The organism is Streptacidiphilus sp. MAP12-33 (assembly GCF_041261265.1).
Lineage (GTDB): Bacteria > Actinomycetota > Actinomycetes > Streptomycetales > Streptomycetaceae > Streptacidiphilus.
In genome coordinates this window covers 189688-211958 of record NZ_JBGCCA010000005.1, presented here as the reverse complement: position 1 = coordinate 211958, position 22271 = coordinate 189688, and the positions used below count along the sequence as shown (strand labels likewise).

Annotated in this window: 16 protein-coding genes; 8 read left to right on the top strand and 8 right to left on the bottom strand. The window is 75.2% G+C overall.

Features of this window, described 5'->3' with window-relative positions:
• Positions 1 to 94 precede the first annotated feature (94 nt).
• Entirely contained in the window at positions 95 to 532 is a 438-nt protein-coding gene (locus ABH931_RS07980; RefSeq protein WP_370111295.1) for a nucleoside deaminase, read from the top strand.
• Between the two features lie 10 nt (positions 533 to 542).
• Here ABH931_RS07980 and ABH931_RS07975 read toward each other — a convergent pair whose 3' ends face one another.
• From ABH931_RS07975 to ABH931_RS07955, 5 genes are read right to left on the bottom strand one after another with little or no spacing between them, the layout of a single operon-like run.
• A complete protein-coding gene (locus ABH931_RS07975) occupies positions 543 to 1538 on the bottom strand; it encodes a hypothetical protein (RefSeq protein WP_370111293.1) in 996 nt (331 codons plus the stop codon).
• Positions 1531 to 2100, bottom strand: a complete 570-nt coding sequence (locus ABH931_RS07970; protein ID WP_370111291.1) for a GAF domain-containing protein — start codon at positions 2098 to 2100, stop codon at positions 1531 to 1533. Before ABH931_RS07970 ends, ABH931_RS07975 begins: the two co-directional genes overlap by 8 nt.
• Positions 2084 to 3067, bottom strand: coding sequence for a S8 family serine peptidase (locus tag ABH931_RS07965; RefSeq protein WP_370111289.1), 984 nt, complete (start codon positions 3065 to 3067; stop codon positions 2084 to 2086). The genes ABH931_RS07970 and ABH931_RS07965 overlap by 17 nt, the downstream gene beginning before the upstream one ends.
• Positions 3064 to 6465, bottom strand: coding sequence for an AAA family ATPase (locus ABH931_RS07960; protein WP_370111288.1), 3402 nt, complete (start codon positions 6463 to 6465; stop codon positions 3064 to 3066). Before ABH931_RS07960 ends, ABH931_RS07965 begins: the two co-directional genes overlap by 4 nt.
• Complete coding sequence (locus ABH931_RS07955; protein ID WP_370111286.1) at positions 6462 to 6953, bottom strand: helix-turn-helix transcriptional regulator; 492 nt, start codon at positions 6951 to 6953, stop codon at positions 6462 to 6464. Before ABH931_RS07955 ends, ABH931_RS07960 begins: the two co-directional genes overlap by 4 nt.
• A 242-nt stretch (positions 6954 to 7195) precedes the next feature.
• Between ABH931_RS07955 and ABH931_RS07950 the strand changes: the two genes are divergently transcribed.
• From ABH931_RS07950 to ABH931_RS07930, 5 genes are all read left to right on the top strand, one after another.
• On the top strand, positions 7196 to 7393 hold the full coding sequence (locus ABH931_RS07950; RefSeq protein WP_370111285.1) for an aroma-sacti cluster domain-containing protein: 198 nt from the start codon (positions 7196 to 7198) through the stop codon (positions 7391 to 7393).
• A gap of 73 nt (positions 7394 to 7466) precedes the next feature.
• A complete protein-coding gene (locus tag ABH931_RS07945) occupies positions 7467 to 8837 on the top strand; it encodes a radical SAM protein (protein WP_370111283.1) in 1371 nt (456 codons plus the stop codon).
• Positions 8834 to 9583, top strand: a complete 750-nt coding sequence (locus ABH931_RS07940; RefSeq protein ID WP_370111281.1) for a flavoprotein — start codon at positions 8834 to 8836, stop codon at positions 9581 to 9583. Before ABH931_RS07945 ends, ABH931_RS07940 begins: the two co-directional genes overlap by 4 nt.
• 39 nt (positions 9584 to 9622) lie before the next feature.
• Entirely contained in the window at positions 9623 to 11029 is a 1407-nt protein-coding gene (locus tag ABH931_RS07935) for an MFS transporter (protein ID WP_370111279.1), read from the top strand.
• Positions 11026 to 13218 (top strand): radical SAM protein, encoded by a 2193-nt coding sequence (locus ABH931_RS07930; RefSeq protein WP_370111278.1) that lies wholly within the window; start codon positions 11026 to 11028, stop codon positions 13216 to 13218. Before ABH931_RS07935 ends, ABH931_RS07930 begins: the two co-directional genes overlap by 4 nt.
• Before the next feature lie 29 nt (positions 13219 to 13247).
• On the opposite strand, the gene ABH931_RS07925 is transcribed toward ABH931_RS07930, so the two are convergent.
• The gene (locus tag ABH931_RS07925) at positions 13248 to 14249 is read right to left on the bottom strand and encodes an Lrp/AsnC family transcriptional regulator (RefSeq protein ID WP_370111276.1); all 1002 of its coding nucleotides are present in this window, start codon (positions 14247 to 14249) and stop codon (positions 13248 to 13250) included.
• A 120-nt stretch (positions 14250 to 14369) separates the two neighbouring features.
• On the opposite strand from ABH931_RS07925, the gene ABH931_RS07920 reads away from it, so the two are divergent.
• Positions 14370 to 15989, top strand: coding sequence for an amidohydrolase (locus ABH931_RS07920; protein ID WP_370111274.1), 1620 nt, complete (start codon positions 14370 to 14372; stop codon positions 15987 to 15989).
• Between the two features lie 318 nt (positions 15990 to 16307).
• Here ABH931_RS07920 and ABH931_RS07915 read toward each other — a convergent pair whose 3' ends face one another.
• Together ABH931_RS07915 and ABH931_RS07910 are read right to left on the bottom strand one after the other, a co-directional pair.
• On the bottom strand, positions 16308 to 20369 hold the full coding sequence (locus ABH931_RS07915) for a Pls/PosA family non-ribosomal peptide synthetase (RefSeq protein WP_370111272.1): 4062 nt from the start codon (positions 20367 to 20369) through the stop codon (positions 16308 to 16310).
• A gap of 455 nt (positions 20370 to 20824) precedes the next feature.
• Positions 20825 to 21637: a hypothetical protein gene (locus ABH931_RS07910; protein ID WP_370111270.1), complete on the bottom strand. Its 813-nt coding sequence runs from the start codon at positions 21635 to 21637 to the stop codon at positions 20825 to 20827.
• Positions 21638 to 21764: 127 nt separating this feature from the next.
• On the opposite strand from ABH931_RS07910, the gene ABH931_RS07905 reads away from it, so the two are divergent.
• Positions 21765 to 22235, top strand: coding sequence for a PPOX class F420-dependent oxidoreductase (locus ABH931_RS07905; RefSeq protein ID WP_370111269.1), 471 nt, complete (start codon positions 21765 to 21767; stop codon positions 22233 to 22235).
• Positions 22236 to 22271: the final 36 nt, after the last annotated feature.

Here is a 22271-nt window from a genome sequence, read left to right as displayed (position 1 = left end):
TCGACCCGCATCACGGAGACCCGCAGGAGACGCTGCGGCCGCACACCGCCTGGCACGCTCTGGCCGAGGTGGCCACCCTTTGGAGGAACGCATCATGATCACCGCCGCCGACGAGGCTCTGCTGCTGCGCGCCGTCGAGATCGCCGCGCACGCCGTCTCCCTGGGCGACGCGCCCTACGGCTCGCTCTTGGCCTGCCCGGGCGGGGAGATTCTCGTCGAGGCCCACAACACGGTGCGGCGCGACAACGACATCGCGGCCCACCCGGAGCTGAAGCTGGCCCGCTGGGCGGCACGTGAGCTCGACCCGCAGGCGGCCGCCGACACCACTCTCTACACCAGCTGCCAGCCGTGCGGCATGTGCACCGGCGGCCTGGTCCGCTCCGGGATCGGACGCGTCGTCTACGCGCTCTCCACCGAGCAACTGGTCGAGCTGAACCCGGCGTCCGGCGCGTGGCCGACCCTGCGGCAGGAGGGCCCGGCCCTGTTGGACCAGGCACGTGTCCCCATCGAGGACTACTACCGGGCCGGCTGACGAGCCCGCCTCAGGGCCCGCTTCCGCCCGCCCCGAGGAAGGGCAGCAGTTCGAGCCGTCCGCCGCGCGTGGTGGCTGCCCGGTGCAGGGCGGCGAGGGTGCGCGCCATGGCCCCGGTGACGGTCTCGACGCCCGCACGGCGTTCGAACCAGCGCCAGTCGCCGTGCACGTTGAGTTCCAGGAACACCGGCTCCTCTCCCTGCATGAGGAAGTCGAACGCCGCGTGGCGCAGCCCGAAGGCGGTGGCGAGGACGCGGGCGGCGGCGAGGGCCCGCGGCGGGGGCGGCACGGCGGTGACGCGGACCGACGCGGGCCGGGTCCACAGGTCCGCGGGCCGCCGTTTGGCGATCTCGAACGCGTGGGGCTCGTTGCCCGTCAGGTAGAGCCGGATCTCGCGGTCATGGTTCACGTACTCCTGGACGACCAGCGGTGTTCCCGGTGCGGCGCCCGGGAGCACGGCCGTCCGATCCGCCCCGGCGATCACGGGCAGGAACCAGTGGAGCACACCGGGCGTCGCCTCGACGTAGTGGCGGTCCAGTGCCTTGACCACGATCCGTCCGCACCCGAGCCCGGCGGCCGCGGCCGCCGGGTCGGTGGTGACCACGGTGCGCGGCGTCCGCACGTCCAGGGCGGCCGCGCGGCGCAGCTGCTCCAGTTGGCCGGGGTCGTGGTGGCCGACCGACGCCGCTGAGATCAGCGGGAGCTGGCGGGCGAGGGCGGCCCACGCGTCACGCCGGAACAGGTCGGCGGCGGGATCGGGCGCGGCCAGCACGGCGCGCGGGCCGAAGTGGCGAAGCCACGTCACCGTGGGCCGGACCGCCGCGCCCGCGATCTCCAACGCTCCCTGCGGCGTGCAGCGGATCTCGCCGCCACCCGGCACCGCCGCATCCGCGTCCAGCCGGACGACGGGGACACCCGCGCGGTGCAACAGCGCCGCGACGCGACCGGCCTCGCGGTCAGCCCGGCGGGTCAGCACCACGACGGACGGCACGGCCGGTTCAGCCATGGGTGTTCGCCAGCAACGCCTCCGCCATCGCGAGCAGTTGCATGGCCTTGTCCGAGCGCAGGTCGGGAGAGGTCGCCCGCAGCCGGGTGAGCAGTTCCAGCCCGATCGCGGCCTGGTCGGCGAGCAGGTCGAGCAGGGCGACGTCGGCCATCTCGCGGGCCGGCATGAAGGCGCCGCGGTCCAGGACCTCCAGCACGCCGATGCAGGCGTCACCACTGAAGAGCGGGGCCGCCATGATGCTGTCGGGGACGTAGCCGGTCGACTCGGCGGCCTCGGTGGAGAACTGACGCGACTCACGCAGGTCGTCCACGAGCATCGTCTGGCCGGAGGCGGCCACCCAGCCGGCGATGCCGGTCCCGGCGGGGAAGCGGGTGCCCACCAGTTTGTCGTCGCCCTCCCCCGCCACAGCTTCGAAGACCAGTTCGCCGGTGTCGGGATCGACCAGGAACACCGACGCGGCGGCGGCGCCGAACGCGTGGCGGGCCACCTGGACGACCGAGCGCAGCAACCGTCTCTCGGTGCTCGCGCCGAGGTCCGCGCCGAGGTCATCGGCCTGGCTCATGTGCACCTCCGGTTCGCTGCGCCACGTTGGCGGCGCACTGGAAGAGGACCGTCTTCAGCTGGGCCGGGGTCAGCCACGGGTGTTTGCTGAGCACCAGCGCGCACAGTCCGGCGATGTGCGGGGCGGCGAAGCTGTTGCCGGTCGACCGGATCGTGCCGCCGCCGGGCCAGGCGACCGGGACGCGGACCCCGCGGGCGTGGAACTCCACCGGCGGCGCCGGGTTGTAGTAGTAGGTCATCGGCTCGTCCTCGTCGTGGCTGGCGACCGAGACGACCGAGGCGAAGGACCAGGGGAAGCTCGGCACGGGCCGGTTGTGCGCGGACACCACGAGCGTGCAGCGGCGGAAGTAGGCGCGGTCGGCGAGTTCGTGCAGGTTCGCCGCGAGCGTCGTGCGGGTCGTCGCGAGGGAGAGGTTGACCACGTCAAAGCCCTCCTCGACGGCCCAGGCCAGCCCGGCGAGCAGGGCGTCGCCGCTGCCGTTCTTGCCGTCGGTCAGGACCCGGACCGAGGACAGGGAGGCGCTCGGCGCCAGCGCGCGGATCACGCCCGCGCAGGCGGTGCCGTGTCCGGCGGCGTCGGTGGGCGGGCAGTCGACGATGCCGACAGTGCCGTCCTCGCGCTCGACGACGGTGACCGATCGGTCCAGCTCCCCGATCAGCGGGTGGCCGCCCTCGACGCCGCTGTCGACGACACAGACGCGCACACCCGCGCCGTCGGCGCCGCCCCACGCCCACGCGGGACCGACGCCGGGCAGGTCCGCGCGCGGGAACGCGTCCGCGCCTCCGGCGCTGGTGACGGCCCCGTAGGCGGGGACCCCGACGACGTGGCGGCGGACCGCGCCACGCCACGGCGGGGCCGGGGCCGCTCCGGCGGGCCCGCCCGGGACGCCGGGCGGGCCCGCCGCGGTCGGAGCGGTGCCGGGGGCGGCTGCCGCCACCGGGGTCGGGCCGCCCGGTCCTGCGCTCATCGGCCGTCCCTTCGCGCGTCGAGCCACCGACGGACTTCGGCGGCGGGCAGTGCGGCGCCCTTGGCGAGCAGCGCGTCCAGTGCCGCGCCCGCGAGGCGCTCGGCCCGGACTTCGGCCCCGGCCGCCGCGAGCACCTGGGCGGCACCAAAGCGGACCTCGCCGAGCAGACACGGATCGTCGGTGTGCGCGACGGCCGCCAGCGCCTCGTCGACGGCCGTCAGGGCCTGCTCACCGTCCCCGCCCAGCTGGGCGAGCCGGGCGCGGACGACGAGTTGGACGGCGCGCCCGCGCGGCTCCAGCTCGTCCGGCCGGTCCAGGCCGTCCAGGCAGGCACGCGCGCTCTCGGGCGCGCCCGCCCGCAGGTGCGCGCGGGCGGCATGGACGGTGAGCGTCGCGGCGGTGGCGGGCTGCCCGAGGGAGGCCAGCAGCCCGGCCGCGCGGAGGTAGCCGCTCGCGGCGACGCGATGATCGCCCGTCAGCGCGTCGACGAGGGCGGCGACCTGGTCGCAGGCGACCAGGCCCGGCAGCAGGGACAGGTCGGTGGCGTGGCGCCGGGCCTGCCCGATCTGCGTCCGGGCGCGGTCGGCGTGCCCGGCCAGCGCCAGCATCCGGGCGCGGGTCAGCAGCACCGGGATGAGCAGGGGGCGGTCCCCGTCGAAGCGTCCGGCCAGGTCCTCGCAGAGGGCGAGGGCGGAGTCCACCGGTGTCGGCGACCACTGGGCGAGTTCGCACAGGGTGACCAGCAGCCGGTCGCCCTCGTAGCGGTCCCCGAGCCGTTCGGCCCGCTCCAGCGCCTGGCGGACGGCGCTCTCGGCGTCACCCAGGCGGCCGTCGGCGAATCCGGCCAGGGCCCGGTACTGGTGCAGGCGGCACCAGCCGACGTCGTCCGGGGCGTCCGGCTCCCCCGCGGGGAGGGCCGTCGCCGCCCGGTCCCCGGTCCGCAGCGCGATCGTCGCCCGGAGCACGTCGCAGGTGCGCCGGGTCCACGGGTCCTCGGCGCCCAGCCGTTCCGCCTCGGTGACGGCGGCCAGCGCCAGGGGCCACTCACCGAGAGCGCCCCGCGCGTCGCTGATCCGCACGGCGAGCGTGCGGTGCTCGCGATCCCGGGGCGGGGTCAGCGCCCGGCCCCGCTCCATCAGCGAGATCGCGGCTCCCAGGTCGCGCAGGCGCAGGGCCTGGTACCCACTGCCGACCAAGGCGCGGGCGGCACGCGCGGTGAGCGCGGGCAGCTCGGGGTGGCCGGGCTGCACCTCGGCGGTCAACCGGACGGCGGACTCCAGGTGGTGGGCCTGGTCGGCGCCCTGCGCCTCGTCCGCCGGCGCAGAGTCGTCCGCCGCCGGCCGGCCCTGCGGCGCCGCCCGGCCGGCCACCGAAGGACGGTCGGCGGCCCCGGGCCCGTGCCCCGCCCAGGGGCCGCCCGCCGGCGCAGAGTCGTCCGCCGCCGAGGGTCGGGTGCGGGCCTGGTCCGGTCCGGGGGCAGGCCGGTCGAGCGGCTCCGGCCGCGCCGCCCGGTCGGCCACCGAAGGACGGTCGGCGGCCCCGGGCCCGTGCCCCGCCCAGGGGCCGCCCGCCGCCGGGGGCCCGGGCAGCGGCCGGTCGGCCAGGCGGGTGTGCCAGACGGCGCGGGTGGCCTTCGGGGTCATCTCGTAGAGGGTGTCCCTGGCCAGCATGCGGGTGAACCGGTGGCCCCCGGCGTACCCGGACGGGTGGACCGCACCGGCGCGCCGCAGCGAGCCGAGGCTCTCGGCCACCGCGGCCGGGGTGAGTCCGGGGACCCCGTCGGCGAGGCTGAGCACGTCGGCCTCGGTGAACGACCCGCCGACGCAGGCCGCGCGCTCCAGCACGGCCCGGTCCGTGGGCGGAAGGCGGTCGAGCCAGGCCGAGAGCAGCACCCGGACGGAGGTCGGCACCGCGCCGCCGACGGGCAGGCCCTCGGCCAGTCCGTCGGTGAGCAGCTCGGCCAGCAGCGGGTGTCCGGCGCACTCCTCGGCGATCCGGCGCAGCCGGCCGTCCGTGGCCTGCTGGGCGGTGACTTCGGCACGCTCGGCCAGCAGCGCCACCAGTCGGCGGGTCTCCGGACCGCCGAGCGGCCCGAGCCTGACGGTGGCCGCGTCCGCGAGGCCCGCGAGCCCTTGCCCGGGTGACGCCTCCTCGGACCGGGCGGCGCAGACGACCAGCGCCCCGGCCCCACGCGCGTGCGCCGCCACGCCGGTGAGCAGCTCGACCAGGGTGGGTTCGGCCCACTGCACGTCCTCGACGGCGAGCACCACCGGGCGGCGGCGCGCGAGCACCTCCACCAACCCGCGGAACGCCCAGGCGATCTCGGGGACGCTGACGCCGGAGCGGCCCGCGCCCGCCGCGGCGCCATGGTCCCGGCCCACCGCCACCGCCAGGGCGGCCACGGCGCGTTCGGCGTTGGGATGGTCGGCCCGCAGCACGCGGACCGCCTCGTCCCAGCCGTCGGGCAGCGAGTGCACGGCCTCGGCCACGGGGCGGTAGGTCAGGCCGGCCCCGTAGGGCTGGCAGGCGCCGCGCAGCACCAGGTGTCCCCGCCCGGCACTGCGGTCGGTGAACTCCCGCAGCAGCCGGGTCTTGCCGATGCCCGCCGGTCCGGTCACCACGGCGAGCCGGCACCGGCCCTCGTACCGGGCCTGCTCCCATTCCCCTTCCAGGAGCCGAAGTTCGCGGTCGCGGCCGACCAGCGGCACGGCGGCCGGGAGGTCCTCGTGCTCGTCCCCCCGGAGTGCGCCCAGCATCCGCCAGGCCGGAACGGGCTCGCGTTTGCCGCGCAGGGTGAGGTCGGGAAGGCGCTCCAGCCGGACCCGTCCGGCCACCAGGCGGGCCGTCTCCGCGCCGACCAGCACCTCGTGGGCCTGCGCCTGCGACTGGAGCCGGGCGGCGGTGGGGACCACGTCGCCCACCACCCTGACCCCGCCGCCGACCGAGCCGACCACCACGGCCTCGCCGGTGGCGATGCCGCAGTGCACCCCGAGCCGGACGCCGTACTCGTCCGCCAGCCGGGTGTTGCCCTCGTCGAGCGCGTCGAGGATCGCGGCGGCGGCCTGCACCGCGCGCAGCGCGTCGTCCTCGTGGCTGACCAGCCCGCCGAAGACGGCCATCACGGCGTCGCCGATGAACTTCTCCACCACACCGCCCCGGCTGCCGATCGCGTCGGTGCAGGCGGTGTAGTAGCGGTCCATGGTGGCGTGGAGCGCCTCCGCGTCCATGGTCTCGGCCATCGTGGTGGAGCTGACCAGGTCCATGAAGAGCACGGTGACGATGCGCCGGCTGTCGGTGGCCGGCGTCCGCAGGGCGAGGGGGCTGCCGCATCCGGGGCAGAAGCGGGCGGCCTCGGGGGCCGGCGCGTGGCAGCTGCTGCACCGCACCTGCCCGCTCACAGGAGCTTGAGGTCCTGACCCTCCACCTCGCCGGAGGCCGCCTCCAGCCGGTCCTTGACCGTGTTCAGCACCCGGACCTCGTGTTCGCTCAGTCCCGCGAGGACGGAGCGCTGGTCCTGGGAGAGCAGGTCCACCGGATGCCCGGCCTCCCGCAGTGCGTGCAGTGCGTCGAACGTCATGGTGACCGGCCCTCCGTTTCCCTCGTGCGGCCGTGCGGCGCGCACGTGTTCCGCCGGGAGCGGGGGCCAGGCCCCCTGTGCGAGAACACCCTCGGCATAAAGACGGGCGATGAGTTCCGTGCGATTGGAGGCGCCCATTCTCCGTAACATGCTGCACAGGTGCGCGGCCACCGTGTGGGGGCTGATCCACAGGTCCTCGGCGATTCTCCGGTTCGAGGCGCCGACCGCGATCATCGAAGCGATGCTGATTTCACGACGGGTCAATCCGAAAACGCCGAACGGGGTTTCGGCCAAGGGTTCCGCTTCCATCCAGAATGCACCCCCTGCCGCACAGGGTAGCCAGCGCCAACTGCCTGAACAAGAAGGCGACGGCACGCTTTTCGCGACCAGACGGGTTCCGGCCACGCAGGTCCGGAACGGTCCGGACCGGTCCGGAACGGCCCGTACCGCCGCCGGCCGCATCAATAGCCGATTGAGGGATGCGGGACCGTCACGCGCTCGGCAACCTGGCTCGTGCACCTGCCACGTCCTCCACTCCCGAAGGAGCCAGCATGTCGCAAGAGGCACTGGACGCCCTCCGCAGCGCCGGCACACCCGTGGACCTCCTGTCCGACTCGGAGCGCGAGATCTTCTCCTCGCTCAGCCCGGACGAGGTCTCCGTGCTCACCTCGATCCAGGGGCGCCTCAACGAGGCGGCCGCCGCGGTGCAGGGCCAGGTCGCCGACAACAACGTCAACACCCTCTGCTGACGCCCCTGCCCGAACCCCAGTCGTGCCCGGGGCTCCCCGGGCACGACGGACCGCGAACGGCCGGGAGGCCCGGATGGACAAGGTGAGCCGGTACCTGGTGGTCAGCGACCGCACCTACGCCGACCCGGGCGGCGGCATGCCGGTGCGCCTGCTCTACGGCACCAGGACCGCCCACACCATGGTCGTCGATCCGGCCACCGCCGACGCCCTCGCCCGCCGCGACGCCGACGCGGTGCCGACCGCCTGGCGACAGCCACTGCGCGAGCAGCGCATCCTGGTGCCGGCCGGGGAGGACGAGCGCGGTGCGGTGCTGGACCGCAACCGGCGCGCTTCCGCCGACCGTTCGGCCGTCCACATCGCCCTGCTGCCCACCTCCTACTGCAACATGGGCTGCACCTACTGCGGCCAGCGCCACACCCGCGGGGGCCTCGGCCGCGACCACCGCGACCGGGTCCGTGACCGGGTGCTGCGCGCGATCGCCGCGCCGACCACCCGCAGCCTGCGCCTGGACTGGTTCGGCGCGGAGCCGATGGCCGGCTACGCCGTGATCCGCAGCCTGGCCCCGCAGTTCGTGGCGGCCGCCACGGAGCACGATGTTTCGTACACGTCCGTACTCGTCACGAACGGCTCACTGCTCACCGTCGCGAAGATGCTGACCCTGGTCCGCGACTGCGGCGTGACCCACTTCGAGATAACCCTCGACGGACCGGCGGCCGTGCACGACCGGCACCGTCCGCTCAAGAACGGCCGGAACTCCTTCCGGCACATCGTCGACACGGTGAAGGCCGCCCTGGACACACCCGGCTGCACGACCCACGTGAACTTCCGCACCAATGTGGACGCGGAGAACCAGGAAAGCATTCCCGAATACCTGGAGACGATGGCCGGCGAGGGATTCGCGCGCGCCGACGTCTCCTTCACCCTGGCCGCCGTCCATTCGTGGGGAAACGACGTCTCCTCCGTGGAACTGCCCGGGAAGGCCTTCGCCGAGCGGGAGCTGGAGTGGCTGCGACTGCTCCAGGACCACGCCCTGAACGCGCAGTTGCTCCCGCACACGCCCAAGCGGGTCGTCTGCCCCGCCGTCACCACCTCGGCGGAGATCATCAGCAGCACCGGCAACGTCTTCTCCTGCAGCGAGTACCCGCTGGTGGAGGAGGCGGAACAGCACCGGGCGCTGATCCGGCTGGACCAGCTGGGCCCGGAGCCCGGCCGCCCGCTCGGCCCCTTCGACGGGTGGCACGACGACATCGCCAACGGCCGCTCCTGGTGCACCGACTGCGTCTTCATGCCGACCTGCGGCGGCTCCTGCCCGAAGGCCTGGCACGAGGGCCACCCACCCTGCCCGGCCTACAAGTTCAACATCCAGGGCCGGTTCGACCTGCTGGCGCGGCGGTGCGGCCTGGAACCGGTGGCGGCCACCCCGGCGCCGGAAGGGGCCCGATGAGCGGCCGGTTGCTGCTCGGCGTCTGCGGTTCCGCCAACATCCTCGCTCTGCCACAGCACCTGATCGCCCTGGCCGGCGACGGTGGCCCGGAGATCCGGATCGTGATGACCCGCTCGGCCGCCGCGCTCATGCCCCCTGCCACCCTGGGGCTGCTCTGCCCCGACGTCCTGTGCGACGGCCGCGACGAGCTGACCACCAGCCATGTGTCGCTGGCCGGCTGGGCGGACCGGCTGGTCGTGCTCCCGGCCACGGCCAACATCCTCGGCCAGGCCGCGGGCGGGCTCGCCTCGGGGCTGCTCAGCTCGGTCCTGCTCGCCCACGAGCGCCCCGTCCTGTTCTTCCCGGCGATGAACCGCCACATGTGGCGGCACCCGGCCGTCCGCCGCAACGTCGCGCGCCTGCGCGCGGACGGGCACGTGGTGATGGAACCCGTGCTCGGCCCGGCCTGGCAGGTGGCCACCCAGGACGTCCAGGAGAACTGCGGGCTGCCGACCCCGACGGCGGTCCGCGCGGTGGTGGACGAGTTCCTCCGCCTCCCGCTGGACCCGCTCGGCGCGACCGAGGCCGGCGGCCTTGCCACGCCGCCACCGCCTGGAGCACGCCGGGACGGCGACGCTGCCGCCGGAGCGTGGTCCGGCGCGCCACCGTCGGCCACCGCTGGCAGGCAGGCCCGCGGCGGGCCGGTCGGCCCCGCGCCGGTCGGCGCGGTGGGCGCGGCCCGGCCCGCACCCGGCCGGGAAGGCTGAACCGCGCTGCCCTCACGCCCCGTCGTCGAAGGAGGACCCGTGCCCCACCCAGGTCGCCCCCGGCGCGAGCGCGCCGTCCGCGCCGCACGTGGCGGGCCGTGGGCGGTGCCCGGATTCCGGCTGCTGCTGGCCGGTCAGTTCAGCTCCACGCTGGGCGACTACTGCTTCGCGGTCGCCCTGCCCTGGCTGCTGCTCTCCGGCCCGGGCGGCCCCGTCCTGCTGGGGACGGTGCTGGCCTGCTACGGCGTCCCCCGGGTGCTCACCATCCCGCTGGGCGGGGTCCTCGCCGACCGCTACGGCGGGCGCCGGGTGATGCTGCTGGCCGACGCCGCCCGCGCCGCGGCCACCGCCGTCCTCGCCGCGCTGGCCGCGTCCACCGCACCGCAGCTGGCCTGGCTGGCGCCGATCGCGGTGGTGCTGGGCGCCTGCTCGGGCCTGTTCCTGCCGGCGTCCTACACCCTGCTGCCGGCGTTGCTCGGCCAGGACGAACTGCGCCGGGGCAACGCCCTGTCGACGATGGCGAACCAGGTCGGCGGCGTGCTCGGTCCGACGGCGGGCGGTGCGCTGGTCGCCGCGTTCGGCGCCACTCCGGCCCTGGCCCTGGACGCCGGCTCCTTCGCCGTCTCCGCCCTCGCCCTGCTGCGCCTGCGCACGGCCCGTCCCGAGGCGGCGCGCACCCCCGAGGCCACCCCCGAGGCCACCGCCGCGCCATCGGCGGGCCCGTCCTTCGCCTCCCTGCTGCGGCACGGACGGCTGCTGCACGTGGTGCTCGCCGTCGCACTGGTGGCCAACCTCGCCTTCAACGGCACCATCGAGGTCGCGCTGCCCGGGCTCGCCCACGAGCGGCTGGGTGCGGGCGGGTACGGCGTGCTGCTCACCTGCCTGAGCCTCGGCGGTCTGGCCGGATCGATGATCGCCACCCGGGCCCGTCAGGACCGGGCCCCCGCGCGGCTGTTCGCGGTGCTCGCGGTGGTGATGGGGATCGCCCTGGCCGCCGTCCCGTACGCGGGCGGGCTGCCGGGCGCCGCGGCAGCCATCGCCCTGTACAGCGTCGCGAGCGGCTGGCAGAACATCGTCGCGGTGACCATGCTGCAGACCTGGACGCCGCCGTCGCTGACGGGCCGGGTGATGAGCCTGGTGATGCTGGCCGTCATGGGGACCTTCCCGGTCTCCGTCGCGCTGGCCGGGTTCGGAGTGCGCAGGCTCGGCCCGGCGCCGTTCTTCCCGATCGCGGGGGCCGCCATCGCCGTCGCCGTGCTGACCGCGCTGACCCAGCGGGCCTTCCGCGACCACCGCCCCGGCCAGACCTTCGCAGACGCGGTGGACGCGGTGGACGCGGTGGACGTCAGGGACGTCGCGAACGTCAAGGACGTCGAGGCGCCACCGGCCGAGCCCGTGCCCCGGCCGCACAGGACCGTTCCGAGGAGTCAGGAGTCCCAGGGATGAGTGTCTTCGTTCCGCTCGGCCGCCGGCCCGGCTCCGAACCTGGCGCCGAACCCGGCGCTGAGCCCGGTCGCGAGGCCGAAGCCGGGCCCGCCGCACGCGAGGTGCCCTACCTGCTCGTCAGCCCGCCGGTCACCGATCCCACCGCGCCCTACCACTCCATTCCCTACCTCGTCGGCGCCGCCCGCGCCGCGGGCCACACGCGCTGCCGCTGCGTGGACGCCAATCTGGACGCCTTCGAGTACCTCGCCGCGCCCGCCCGTTTCGGCGCCAGGCTGGAGGCGGCACGACGGCTGCGGGCCGAGGTCGAGTCGCTGCCGGCGCCGTCCCGGCTCGACGAGATCCGCTACCGGCTCTGCCTGGCCGCCGAGGGACTCGAGGCGAACGCCGCGCAGGAGGCCCTGCGCATCTTCCAGGACCCCGAGCTCTTCCACCACCCGCCCACCTACGCCCAGGCCGTCGCCGTCGTCGGCCGCTGGCTGGACCTGCTGTCGCTCGACACGCCCGTGGGCGTGCTGGACGGCTTCTCGCTGCGCGGCAAGGCGGGCGTCAACCTGTGCAGTACGGCCGACCTGGCCGACCCGGAGGTGATCGACGCCGTGGCCCGTCCCTTCGCGGGCTGGCTCGAGGAGGTCTTCCGGCCCCAACTCCTGGACCAGCCCTGGGAGGTGGTGGGCTTCTCGGTCAGCTACACCGCCCAGCTGCCGGTCGCGCTGCGCATGGCCCGGCTGGTGCGCACCGTGCTGCCGCGGGTCGTCGTCGTCCTCGGCGGCACCGAGATCGGCGACCTGGTCAAGTACACCGGGGACCGCGACCGCCTGTGGCAGGTGCTGCGGGACGCGGACCTGGTGGTGCCGGGCGAGGGCGAGGCGGCTATCGTCGGCATCCTCGACGCCGTCCGCGACGGGCGCCCACTCACCGGCCTCGCCGGCGTGATGAGCCGGGACCACGACGACACCCCCGTGGTCTACGGCAGCGTGGCCACCCCGCCCGGACCGGCCTACGACGTGTGGGACTGGCCGCGTTACTGGTCCCCCGAACCGGTGCTCCTCTACAGCCCGACGCGCGGCTGCTACTGGAACAAGTGCACCTTCTGCGACTACGGGCTCAACACCGACCGGCCCACCTCCCCCTCCCGCGAACGCCCGATCCCCTCCGTGCTGGCGGACCTGACGGAGGCACGCCGGTTCGGCCGCTACGTCTACTTCGCCGTCGACGCCATGTCCCCGCGCTACCTGCGCCGCCTGAGCGCGGCGCTGGCCGAGTCCGGCCTGGACCTGCGGTGGGCCGCGGAGCTGCGGCTGGAACGGACCTTCCCGGAGCGGGCCGTCGGTCAGGCGCTGGCCGACGCCGGGTGCGTGGCGGTCTCCTTCGGCTACGAGTCGGGGGCGCAGCGCATCCTGGACCTGATCGACAAGGGGGTGCGCATCGCCAACGTGCCGGCCGTGCTCAAGGAGCTGGCGGACAGCGGGGTGGCCGCCCAGATGATGGGCTTCACCGGCTTCCCGACGGAGACGGCCCAGGAGGCGCTCACCACCTACGAGTTCCTGCACGAGCACGAGGAGCTGTGGACGACGGCGGGGATCGGCCTGTTCTCGCTCACGCCCGGCTCCATCGTCGCCAAGGAGCCGGAACGCTTCGGCATCGAGGTGCTCCCGCCGTCACGCTCCGACGACATCCACCGCTACCTGCCCTGGCGCGACCCGCACAGCGGCGAGACCCACTGGCCGGACGGCGCAGACCCGCGCATCCCGCAGGAATACGTGACGCGCACGCGCCGCGCCGAGTTCGACCGCCCCTTCACCGGCGGCATCGACTCCGCGCACAGCATGCTCTCCTACGGCCGCCACGGACGCGGGTTGCTGCCTGAGGTCGAGCCCGGGGAGGAACCGCGCGTGCGCCTGGTCCGGGAGCGGACCGTCTCCCTGCCCTTCGCGTCGATCGGCACGCTGACCGACCTCGACGCGTTCTTCGCCGAGGTGATCCGCCGCACCAGGGAGGACCTCCCCTCCACCTCGGGCGACTTCGCGCCGTGGCTGGCCGCCCCCGGCTCGGCCGTCCGCGGACGCTCCGCCGTCCTGGTGCTGACGAACGGCACCCTGATCGAGGCCCCGGACGGCCTCGACCTGGACGGCGAGAGCCCCCTGCATCAGGCGCTGCGCCTGATGCTGGCGGCCCGCGCCCGCGGCTGACTCGCGCCACCGCGAGACCGGGGCGTGGGTCAGTGGCGCACCAGACCGGTGCGCTTGACCGACGCCAGCAGCGGGGTGACCTCGATGGCCGTGACCGCCGCCAGCGGGCCGAGCGACTCGGTCAGGAAGGTGTAGAGGGCGTCGAGGTTCGCGGCGGCGACGGCGACGACCAGGTTGGCCGGGCCGGTGGTGGCGGCGCAGAAACGAACCTGCGGGTGGGTGCTCAGGCTGCGGCCGGTCTCCTCCAGCGCGCCCGGGCGGACCGAGAGCCACAGCAGTGCCTCGGTCTGCGCGCCGAGCAGGGCGAGGTCGAGTTCGGTGGCCAGGCGCAGCACCTGGCCCTGGACCAGGGCTTCCAGGCGGTGGCGGGCGCTGAGCGCCGTGGTGCCGGCCCTGCGGGCCAGGTCGGCGTAGGTGGCCCGACCGTCCTCGGCGAGCGCGGCGATCAGCGCGGCGTCGGCGGCCAGCGGCGCGTACGGCGTCAGCGGCGCGTGCGGCGACCGCGGCGCGTGCGGCTCGGAGTCGGGGGCGAGTGCGGCCAGTTCGGCCAGTTCGGCCGGTGAGAGGAGACCGGCGGTCCAGCGGAACGCCGTCGGGAAGACGCGCAGCAGGGTGTGGGCGGTCCAGGAGCCGACGGCGTCCGTGGCGGGCAGATCGCGCAGCAGCAGGGTGTTGCGGGCGTCGGCGCCCTCCAGGAAGAAGACCGTGGAGATCTCGTCGCCCCCGCCGAGGATGTCCACCCAGACGGTGTCGCCCCGCCGGGCCAACGCCTGGGCGACCTGACGGATCCTGTTCGGCCGGACGCGGATCCGCAGGACCAGGGGAACCAGGTGCGGGAACCGCGCCGGGTTGCGCACGACGGTCGCCCGCAGGGTGCCGTCGGCGTAGAGCGGGCCCACGCGGCGCACCACGGTGCGCTCGGCCAGGCCGAGGCAGCGGGCCAGCTCGCGCCAGGAGACACGCGGCGCGGCGACCAGCCCGGCCGCGATCCGCTGGTCGGTCTCGTCGAGCGCCTGTCTCATGATCTGCATGCTACGCCGCTCCCGTGGCGCACAATCTGCGCCTGGGCTCTGACTGTGGCGCCCGATCACCGCGATGCCCCTACAACGGACTCGTCACCAAGGTGCACCTCCGATCCGAGGGAGAAGACGATGACCGATCGCGGAGCCGACCTGCTGATCCGTGCGGGAGCGGTCCACAGCCTGGTACCCGGTCAGGCGGCGCAGCGCGCCCTGGCCGTGCGCGGCGGCCGCGTCGCCGCCGTGTCCGCCGCGCCGGACGGGCTGGACCACCTCGTCGGCGCCGCGACGCAGGTGCTCGACCTGCCCGGCGCCACCGTGCTCCCGGCCTTCGACGACACCCACACCCATCTGGTCTTCGCTGCGCTCGGCGCCCATGACGTGCCCGTCCACCGGGCCCGCACCATCCCCGAGCTGCTCGACCTGATCCGGCAGCGGGCCGCCGTCACCCCTGCGGGCGAGTGGATCCGCACCACCACCAACTGGCAGGAACTCAACCTGGCCGAGCGCCGCATGCCCACCGCGGCCGAGCTCGACGAGGCCACCGACCGGCACCCGGTCCTGGTCAAGCGCGGCGGGCACAACGACGTGGTCAACAGCTACGCGCTGCGACTGGCGGGCATCACGCAGGACACCCCCGAGCCGCCGGGCGGCACCATCGGTCGTGACGCCGACGGCAGGCTGAACGGCAGGCTGCTGGACAACGCCCAGCACCTGGTGGAACGTCTGGTCCCGGCCCCCGACCGGAACCAGCGCGTCGAGGGCGTGCGTCTGGCCAGCCACGCCTACGCCGCCACCGGCATCGGGACCGTCCGGGACTGCGCGGTCACCCCCGAGGACTACGCGGTGTTCCTGGCGGCCCGCGAGTCGGGAGCACTCGGCACCCGCGTGCGGACGCTGATCTCGGCCCTCGGCCTCACCTGCGCGGCCCAGGTGGAGGACCTGCTCGACGTCATGGAGCAGTGGCGCGACAGCGCCGACCCCTGGCTGTCGGTGTGGGGCGTGAAGTTCGGCCTGGACGGCGGTCTGGAGGCCGGGGCCACCGAGGAGCCGTACGCCTGCGACCACTCCTACTCCGGGATGATCGCCTGGGAGTCGCAGGCGCTGGTGGAGGCGGTCGAGGCGGTGGTCCGGCGTGGTTGGAGGGTCGGCACGCACGCGTACGGCGACCGTGCGGTCCGCACCCTGCTGGACGTGTACGAGCGCGTGCTGGAGCGCAACCCCGGCCTGCCGGCCGGCACGCTGGTGATGGAGCACGGCGGGCTGGCCGGTCCCGAACAGCAGGCCCGCGCCGTCGCCCTGGGCATCCCGGTCACCATCCAGCAGCCGCTGCTGCACGACACCGCCGAGGTGGAGGAGGGCTTCTGGGGGCCCGAGCGGGTCGCCCGGCTCTTCCCCGCTCGGGGCTGGATCGACCTCGGTGCACAGGTCAGCGCGGGTTCGGACTTCCCCGTCGGCCAGTTCGGCGCCATGCGCTCGGTCTGGGGTCTGACCACCCGCCAGACCGTCATCGGCGTCAAGGGCCCCGAGCACGCCATCGGCTACGCCGAGGCCCTGACCCTGCACACCGCCAACGCCGCCCGGCTGCTCGGCGAGGAGCACCTGCGCGGCGTCCTGACCCCCGGCCGCCTCGCCGACCTCACCGTCTGGGACCGGGACCCGGCCCACTGCTCCGGCGAGGCCCTGCGCGACCTGATGCCCACCCACACCTTCGTCGGCGGCCGCCTGGTCGCCTCCACCGACGCGCGCTGAGCCCGGCTCAAGGCACGCCGCTCGGGGCCCGGACGGGCGGGGTCGCTCGGCCGGGGTCCGGACGGGCGGGGCCGCTCGGCCCAGGTCAGGACGGCCGGGGTCGCTCGGCCTGGGTCAGCTCGGCCGGGGTCCGGACGGGCGGGGCCGCTCGGCCCAGGTCAGGACGGCCGGGGTCGCTCGGCCTGGGTCAGCTCGGCCGGGGTCGCTCGGCCTGGGTCAGCTCGGCCGGGGTCCGGACGGGCGGGGCCGCTCGGCCCAGGTCAGGACGGACGGGGTCGCTCGGCCGGGGCCAGGACGGCGGGGTCAGGACGGGCGGGGTCAGGACGGGCGGGTGCGCCCGCGGGCCGCGCGCGCCCGGCGGGCGCTGGGCGGTCCCACCGGAACTCCCGCCGTCGGACCGGACGGGAACCGGCACCAGCCCGTGGTGAGCGTCGGCCGCACGGCTGCCGTCGGGGCCGGCGCATGGTCGGCGCCGGGCTCCCGCCACGGAGCGACGGGGTTGCCGAGCCAGCGTCCGTGAGCCGGGACGGTCTCGCCGCGCATGACCAGCGAGGAGGGGCCGACCACCGTGCCCTCGCCCAGCCGCGAGCCCGGCAGGGCGATGGCGTGCGGGCCGACGGTCGCGCCGGCGCCGAGCGTGACGCCGTCCATCCGCATCAGCCGGTCGTGGAAGAGGTGCGTCTGCAGGACGACGCCGCGGTTGACGGACGCGCCGTCGCCGATGGCGACCAGGTCGGTCTCGGGCAGCCAGTGCGTCTCGCACCACACGCCCCGGCCGATCCGGGCACCCAGGCTGCGCAGCCAGAGCGCGAGGAAGGGGGTGCCGATCAGCGAGCTGCCCAGCCACGGCATGGCCAGCACCTCGACGAAGGTGTCGAACAGCTCGTTGCGCCACACGAAGGAGCTCCACAGCGGCTGCTGCCCGGCGCGGAACCGCCCGACCAGCAGCCACTTGGCCGCCGTGGTCAGCAGGCAGGCGATCGTTCCCAGCGCCATCAGGACGGCCCCGGTGGCCAGCGCGCAGACCGCCAGTCCGTAGGTGTCGAGAACCTTCTGGAGCGTCAGCACGGCGAGGTCGCCGAGCAGCGCGCTGAGCAGCACCGGGAGGAGCCGGCACAGCTCCACGGCCGCGCGGGCCGCCACCAGCCGGCGCGGCGGGTCGTAGGTGCGGGCCGTGTCCGCCTGCTCGGGGCTGCGCTGCATCGGGAAGCCGGGGCGGCCGAGCCAGGAGCCGCGGGCCTCGGCGAGCGGCGGCGCGTCCGAGAGCACGCCCACCAGTGCGTCGTCGGCCAGGCCCCGGCCCGGGCCCACGATGGCCGAGTTGCCGACGAACGCGCGCCGGCCCACGGTCGCGGTGCCCAGCCGCAACCAGCCGCCCCGGACCTCGAAGGGCGCGAGCAGCGTGTCGTCGGCGAGGAAGGCCTGGTCGTCGACGCGGACCAGGCCGGGCAGGGCGAGCACCGTCGAGGCCTCGACCTGGCGGCCCACCGTGGCGCCGAGCAGGCGCAGCCACGCGGGCGTCAGCAGGCTCGCGTAGAGGGGGAAGAGGCCGCGTCGGGTCGCGTCCATGAGGCGGTGCACCAGCCAGGCGCACCAGGCGACCCTGCCGTGCGCGGGGTGGAGGCCGGGCACGAGCGGACGCGACAGGACGCGGACGGTGGCGGCCAGGAGCAGCGCGTAGAGCGGCACGGTGACCAGCACCATCGGCACGCTGAGCGCCAGCACCGTCATGAGGACCCGGCCGAGGTCGGCCGTGTGCCGGACCGCCAGGTAGAGCACCCACAGCGCCGGGGCCGCCGCGAGCAGCGGCAGCAGCTGGAACACGGGCAGCGCGAGTGCGTAGGCGGCGTTCCAGCGCAGGGAGCGGCGGTGGTGCGCGGCGGGCCACGGCTGTGCCTGCGGCGACCGGTCGAGCCGGGCCGGGGAACCGTGCACGCGCTGCCGGGCGGGGACGGCACCGTTGACGCAGCTGCCCGGCGCGACGTCGGCGCCCGCGCCGATGTCCGCGCCCGGCATCAGCATGGCGCGGGTCCCGACCCGCGCTCCGGCGCCGACCCGGACGGTGCCCAGGTGCAGCACGTCGCCGTCGAGCCACCAGCCGGCCAGGTCGGCCTCCTGCTCCACCGAGCAGCCCTCGTCGAAGGTGGCGAGGCCGGTGACGGGCGGCATGGCGTGCAGGTCGACGTGGGCGCCGACGCGGCAGCCGAGCAGCCGGGCGTAGCGGGCGGCCATGGGGGTGCCCAGCACGGAGGCGATGTTGAAGCTCGCCGCGACGCGTTCGGCCGTCCACAGCCGCAGGTGCACCGAGCCCCCACGCGGATGGCTGCCGGGCCGCAGCCGGGCGGTGAGCGCCCGCGCGCCGACGGCGCCGATCGCGGCCCGGCCGGGCGAGCTGCCGAGCAGCAGCCATCCGGCGCCGATCAGCCACCAGGAGGTGTGCACGGTCCACGGCGTCGGGCCCACCAGGTCGTCGAGCACGGCGAGCGCGAGCACCCAGCGCAGGCCGGTGACGAGCGACAGCACCGTCAGCACCACCGCCTGGTAGGCGGCGACGCGGCGCGGGGTGGGACGGACCTCCCGCCGCTCCCCGGTCGGCGCGCAGACCTCGTCCAGGCGCGCGGCGAACTCCGTCAGGCCCGGTCGCCGGTACAGGTCGGCGACGCCGATGCCCGGGTAGCGGTCGCGCAGGGCGGAGACGAGCCGGGCGGCGCCGAGGCTGCTGCCGCCGAGGGCGAAGAAGTCGCTGTCGGCGTCGACGGGGACGCCGAGCAGCTGCTGCCACTGCCCGGCCAGCCACTGGGCCGTGCCGGTGAGCGCCGCCCCGGATCTGGATGCCGCGTCCGGTGGGGCGTCGGCTGTGGGCAGCGGCCAGGGCAGTGCGGCGCGGTCGACCTTGCCCGAGGTCCTGGTGGGCAGCTCGGGCAGGACCGCGAGCACCGGCACCAGCGCCGCAGGAAGGGCGTCCAGGAGGCGGCGTCGCAGATCCGCGCGGTCGAAGGCCGCCGCGGGGTCGTCCAGGACGAGGTAGCCGACCAGCGCCTGACCGCCCGCCTCGGTGTGCTTCACCGACGCGGCCGCCGCGCGGACGCCGGGCAGGGCCAGCAGCGCGGCCTCGACCTCGCCCAGCTCGATCCGGCGCCCGCCGAGCTTGACCTGGTCGTCGGCGCGCCCGACGAAGACGAGGCCCTCCGGGTCGGCCCGGACCAGGTCGCCGCTGCGGTAGACGCGTTGGCCGGGCAGCGCCGGATGGGGGCGGAACTTCGCGGCGTCCTTCTCCGGGTCGAGGTAGCGCGCGGTGCCGACGCCCGCGATGAGCAGCTCCCCGGTGCCGCCCCAGGGGACCGCGCGTCCCTCCGTGTCGACGACCGCCAGCTCCCAGCCGGCCAGAGGCAGCCCGATCCGGACCGGCTGCCCGGCCCGCAGGCGCGCGGCGCAGGCCACCACCGTGGTCTCGGTGGGCCCGTAGGTGTTCCACACCTCGCGCCCCGGCGCGTCCAGCCGCTCCACCAGCTCGGCGGGGCAGGCCTCGCCGCCGAGGATCAGCAGGCGGACGCCGTCCAGTGCGTCCACCGGCCACAGCGCGGCGAGCGTCGGCACGGTGGACACCACGCTGATCGCCCGCTCGACCAGCCACGGGCCGAGCTCCGTCCCGGCCTTGACCAGCGAACGCGGCGCCGGGACGAGGCAGGCGCCGTGGGCCCAGGCGAGCCACATCTCCTCGCAGGAGGCGTCGAACGCCACCGACAGCCCCGCCAGCACCCGGTCACCGGGACCGAGCGGCGCGTGCGTGAGGAACAGCCGCGCCTCCGCCTCGACGAAGGCGGCGGCGCTGCGGTGGGTGACCGCGACGCCCTTGGGGCGGCCGGTGGTCCCGGAGGTGAAGATGACCCAGGCGTCGTCGGTCGGCAGCGGCGGGCCGGTGCGCCGCCTCGGTGTCCCGGGTCCGTCCGCGACGCGGAACTCCGGACCGACCACCGCGCAGACGTCCGCGTCCTGCCACACCATCGCGGCCCGCTCGTCGGGGTCGTCGACGTCGACGGGGACGTAGGCGGCGCCCGCGTGGAGCACGCCGAGAACGGCCACGTACAGGTCCGCCGTCCCGGACGGCACCCGCACGCCCACGCGGTCGCCGGGGCCGACGCCCCGCGCGGTGAGCGCGGCGGCCAGCGTCTCGGCGGCCGTGCGCAGCCCCGCGTAGTCCAGCACCACGCCGCCCGCGTCCAGCGCGGGCGCCGTCGGCGCGGCGCAGAGGGCCGCGTCGAACAGGTCCAGCAGCGTGGCGGGCGGCGACGGCGGCCCGGCGCTCCAGCAGGCGGGCGGTGGGCCGGCGGTCAGCGTCAACGGCGTCAGGGCATGCGTCCGGGCAGGGGTGAGCGTCATGGTGGTCCTTGGACGAGAGGTACGACGGCCGGGGTGCGAAACGGCCGTAGGACGCGACAGATCAGACGATCTGACGGAAGGTGACGTGAGAACGCGACTCAGCCGCCGGTCCGGGAACGGGTGGGACGGCCGCCTTCCCGAAGGCGTGGGGCGAGATCCGCGTGGGGGCGCCGGGTGGGCCTGGAGCGGCTACCGAACGGCTATGGAGATGTCGAGCCCCGGCCCTATGAGAGAGGCCGCGCACATGGGAGAAGCCGAGTACCCGGCCTGGGCCGACGTCGGGGCCGCCATGGCGAAGAGCAGGACAGTTGGTGCCATGCACCAAGTTTTCGGGATCGAACGCCGCAGGTCGTGCCATTGCCGCACCATCTCAGCCTCTTCCCACCGGACTTCCAGGAAAATCCCAGAAATCTCCCCCAGCCGCACATCTTTCAACGACCGGGGGCGGGCGGAGGTCACTTGGGGGCGGCGTAGGCCGCCAGGCGGGCCCGGTGCCGCGCGCGGGCCGCGTCGAGCTCCTCGGCGAGGTCCTCGTGTGCGTGATGCTGATGCCACCGCAGGAACACGTCCTGCTGCGGGATGCCGGCCAACTCCCGTGCCATGACCAGCCGGCGGATCTCCCCCTGCCCGGGCCCCGCGGAGTGCTCCCAGACCAGGTCCGCCGCGAGCAGCCGGTCGAGCTCGGGACGCATGCGGCACCGGTCGCACTTCGGCAGGTTCTTCACCTCGGCGCGCAGCAGCGTCCGGAGCGCCTCACGCAGCGGCGCCGGGGTACGCGGGCTGCCGCTGTGGTGGCGCACCAGGCTGTCGAGGTCCAACCACTCGACGGTGATGTTCCGCTGCTCCCGGGTCTCTTCGTCACCGTCGGCGTCGCGGCCCAGGAGCGTCGCCCGGAACAGCAGCAGTTCGGCGCCCTCCACACCGATGGTGGGATGGTCGGCGGGAACGAGCTCCCACTCCAGGCGGTACTCCCGGACGTCCGCGCCGGGCGGCGCGTCCAGTGGCAGCTCGACGGTCCGTACGGCGGCGTCGGCCGGCTCCAGCGCGTCGCGTTCGGGCCCGAGCGGCGAACCGTCCGCGGCGAGGTCACGGCAGCGCAGCAGGGTCAGCCGCGGCAGAAAGCGGCGCAGCCGCAGCACCGCCCCGCTCCCGTCCTGCGGCCCATGGACACGGACACGGACCAGCGCACACCCGCGCACGGTCCCGGCCGGCTCGCACGGGGAGAAGTCCACGGTCAGGGCGGCAGGTCGTTCCGTCGGCTCCGTCACACCCGTGAACGACGCCCGCGCGCCCCCGCCCGGTTGCCACCAACTCCTTTGCGGCCCGCGGGTCGAGAGCGGACCCGCGATCGGGCGCACTAACGTGGGCGGCGATCCCCCACGAGGAGAAGAGCCGATGACACGCACCATCGCGACCAGCACCAGCGTCGACCTGGACGACCTCCTGGCCTTCGTCCGCCCCCGCCACCGAATGATCCTGCTGACCGAACGCTCCGACGGGGCGCCGCAGGCGTCCCCCGTGGCCGGCGGGGTCGACGACTCCGGCCGGATCGTCATCTCCACCTACCCCGAGCGCGCGAAGGCACGCAACGCCCGCTCCCGTCCGCGCGTCAGCGTCCTGGTGCTCTCCGACGCGTGGGACGGGGCCTGGGTGCAGGTGGACGGCCACGCCGAGGTGCTGGACGCCGTCGAGGGGCCGGTCGCGCTCGACGCCTTCGTCGAGTACTTCCGCACCATCTCGGGCGAGCACCCGGACTGGGCGGAGTACCGCGAAGCCATGGTGAAGCAGGGCAAGGCGCTGCTGCGCATCACGCCCGTGCGCTGGGGCCCGATCGCCACCGGCGGCTTCCCCGCCCGCCTCGCCTGACCGCGGGCCGGGACCCGGATCGGGCCGTCCCGCAAC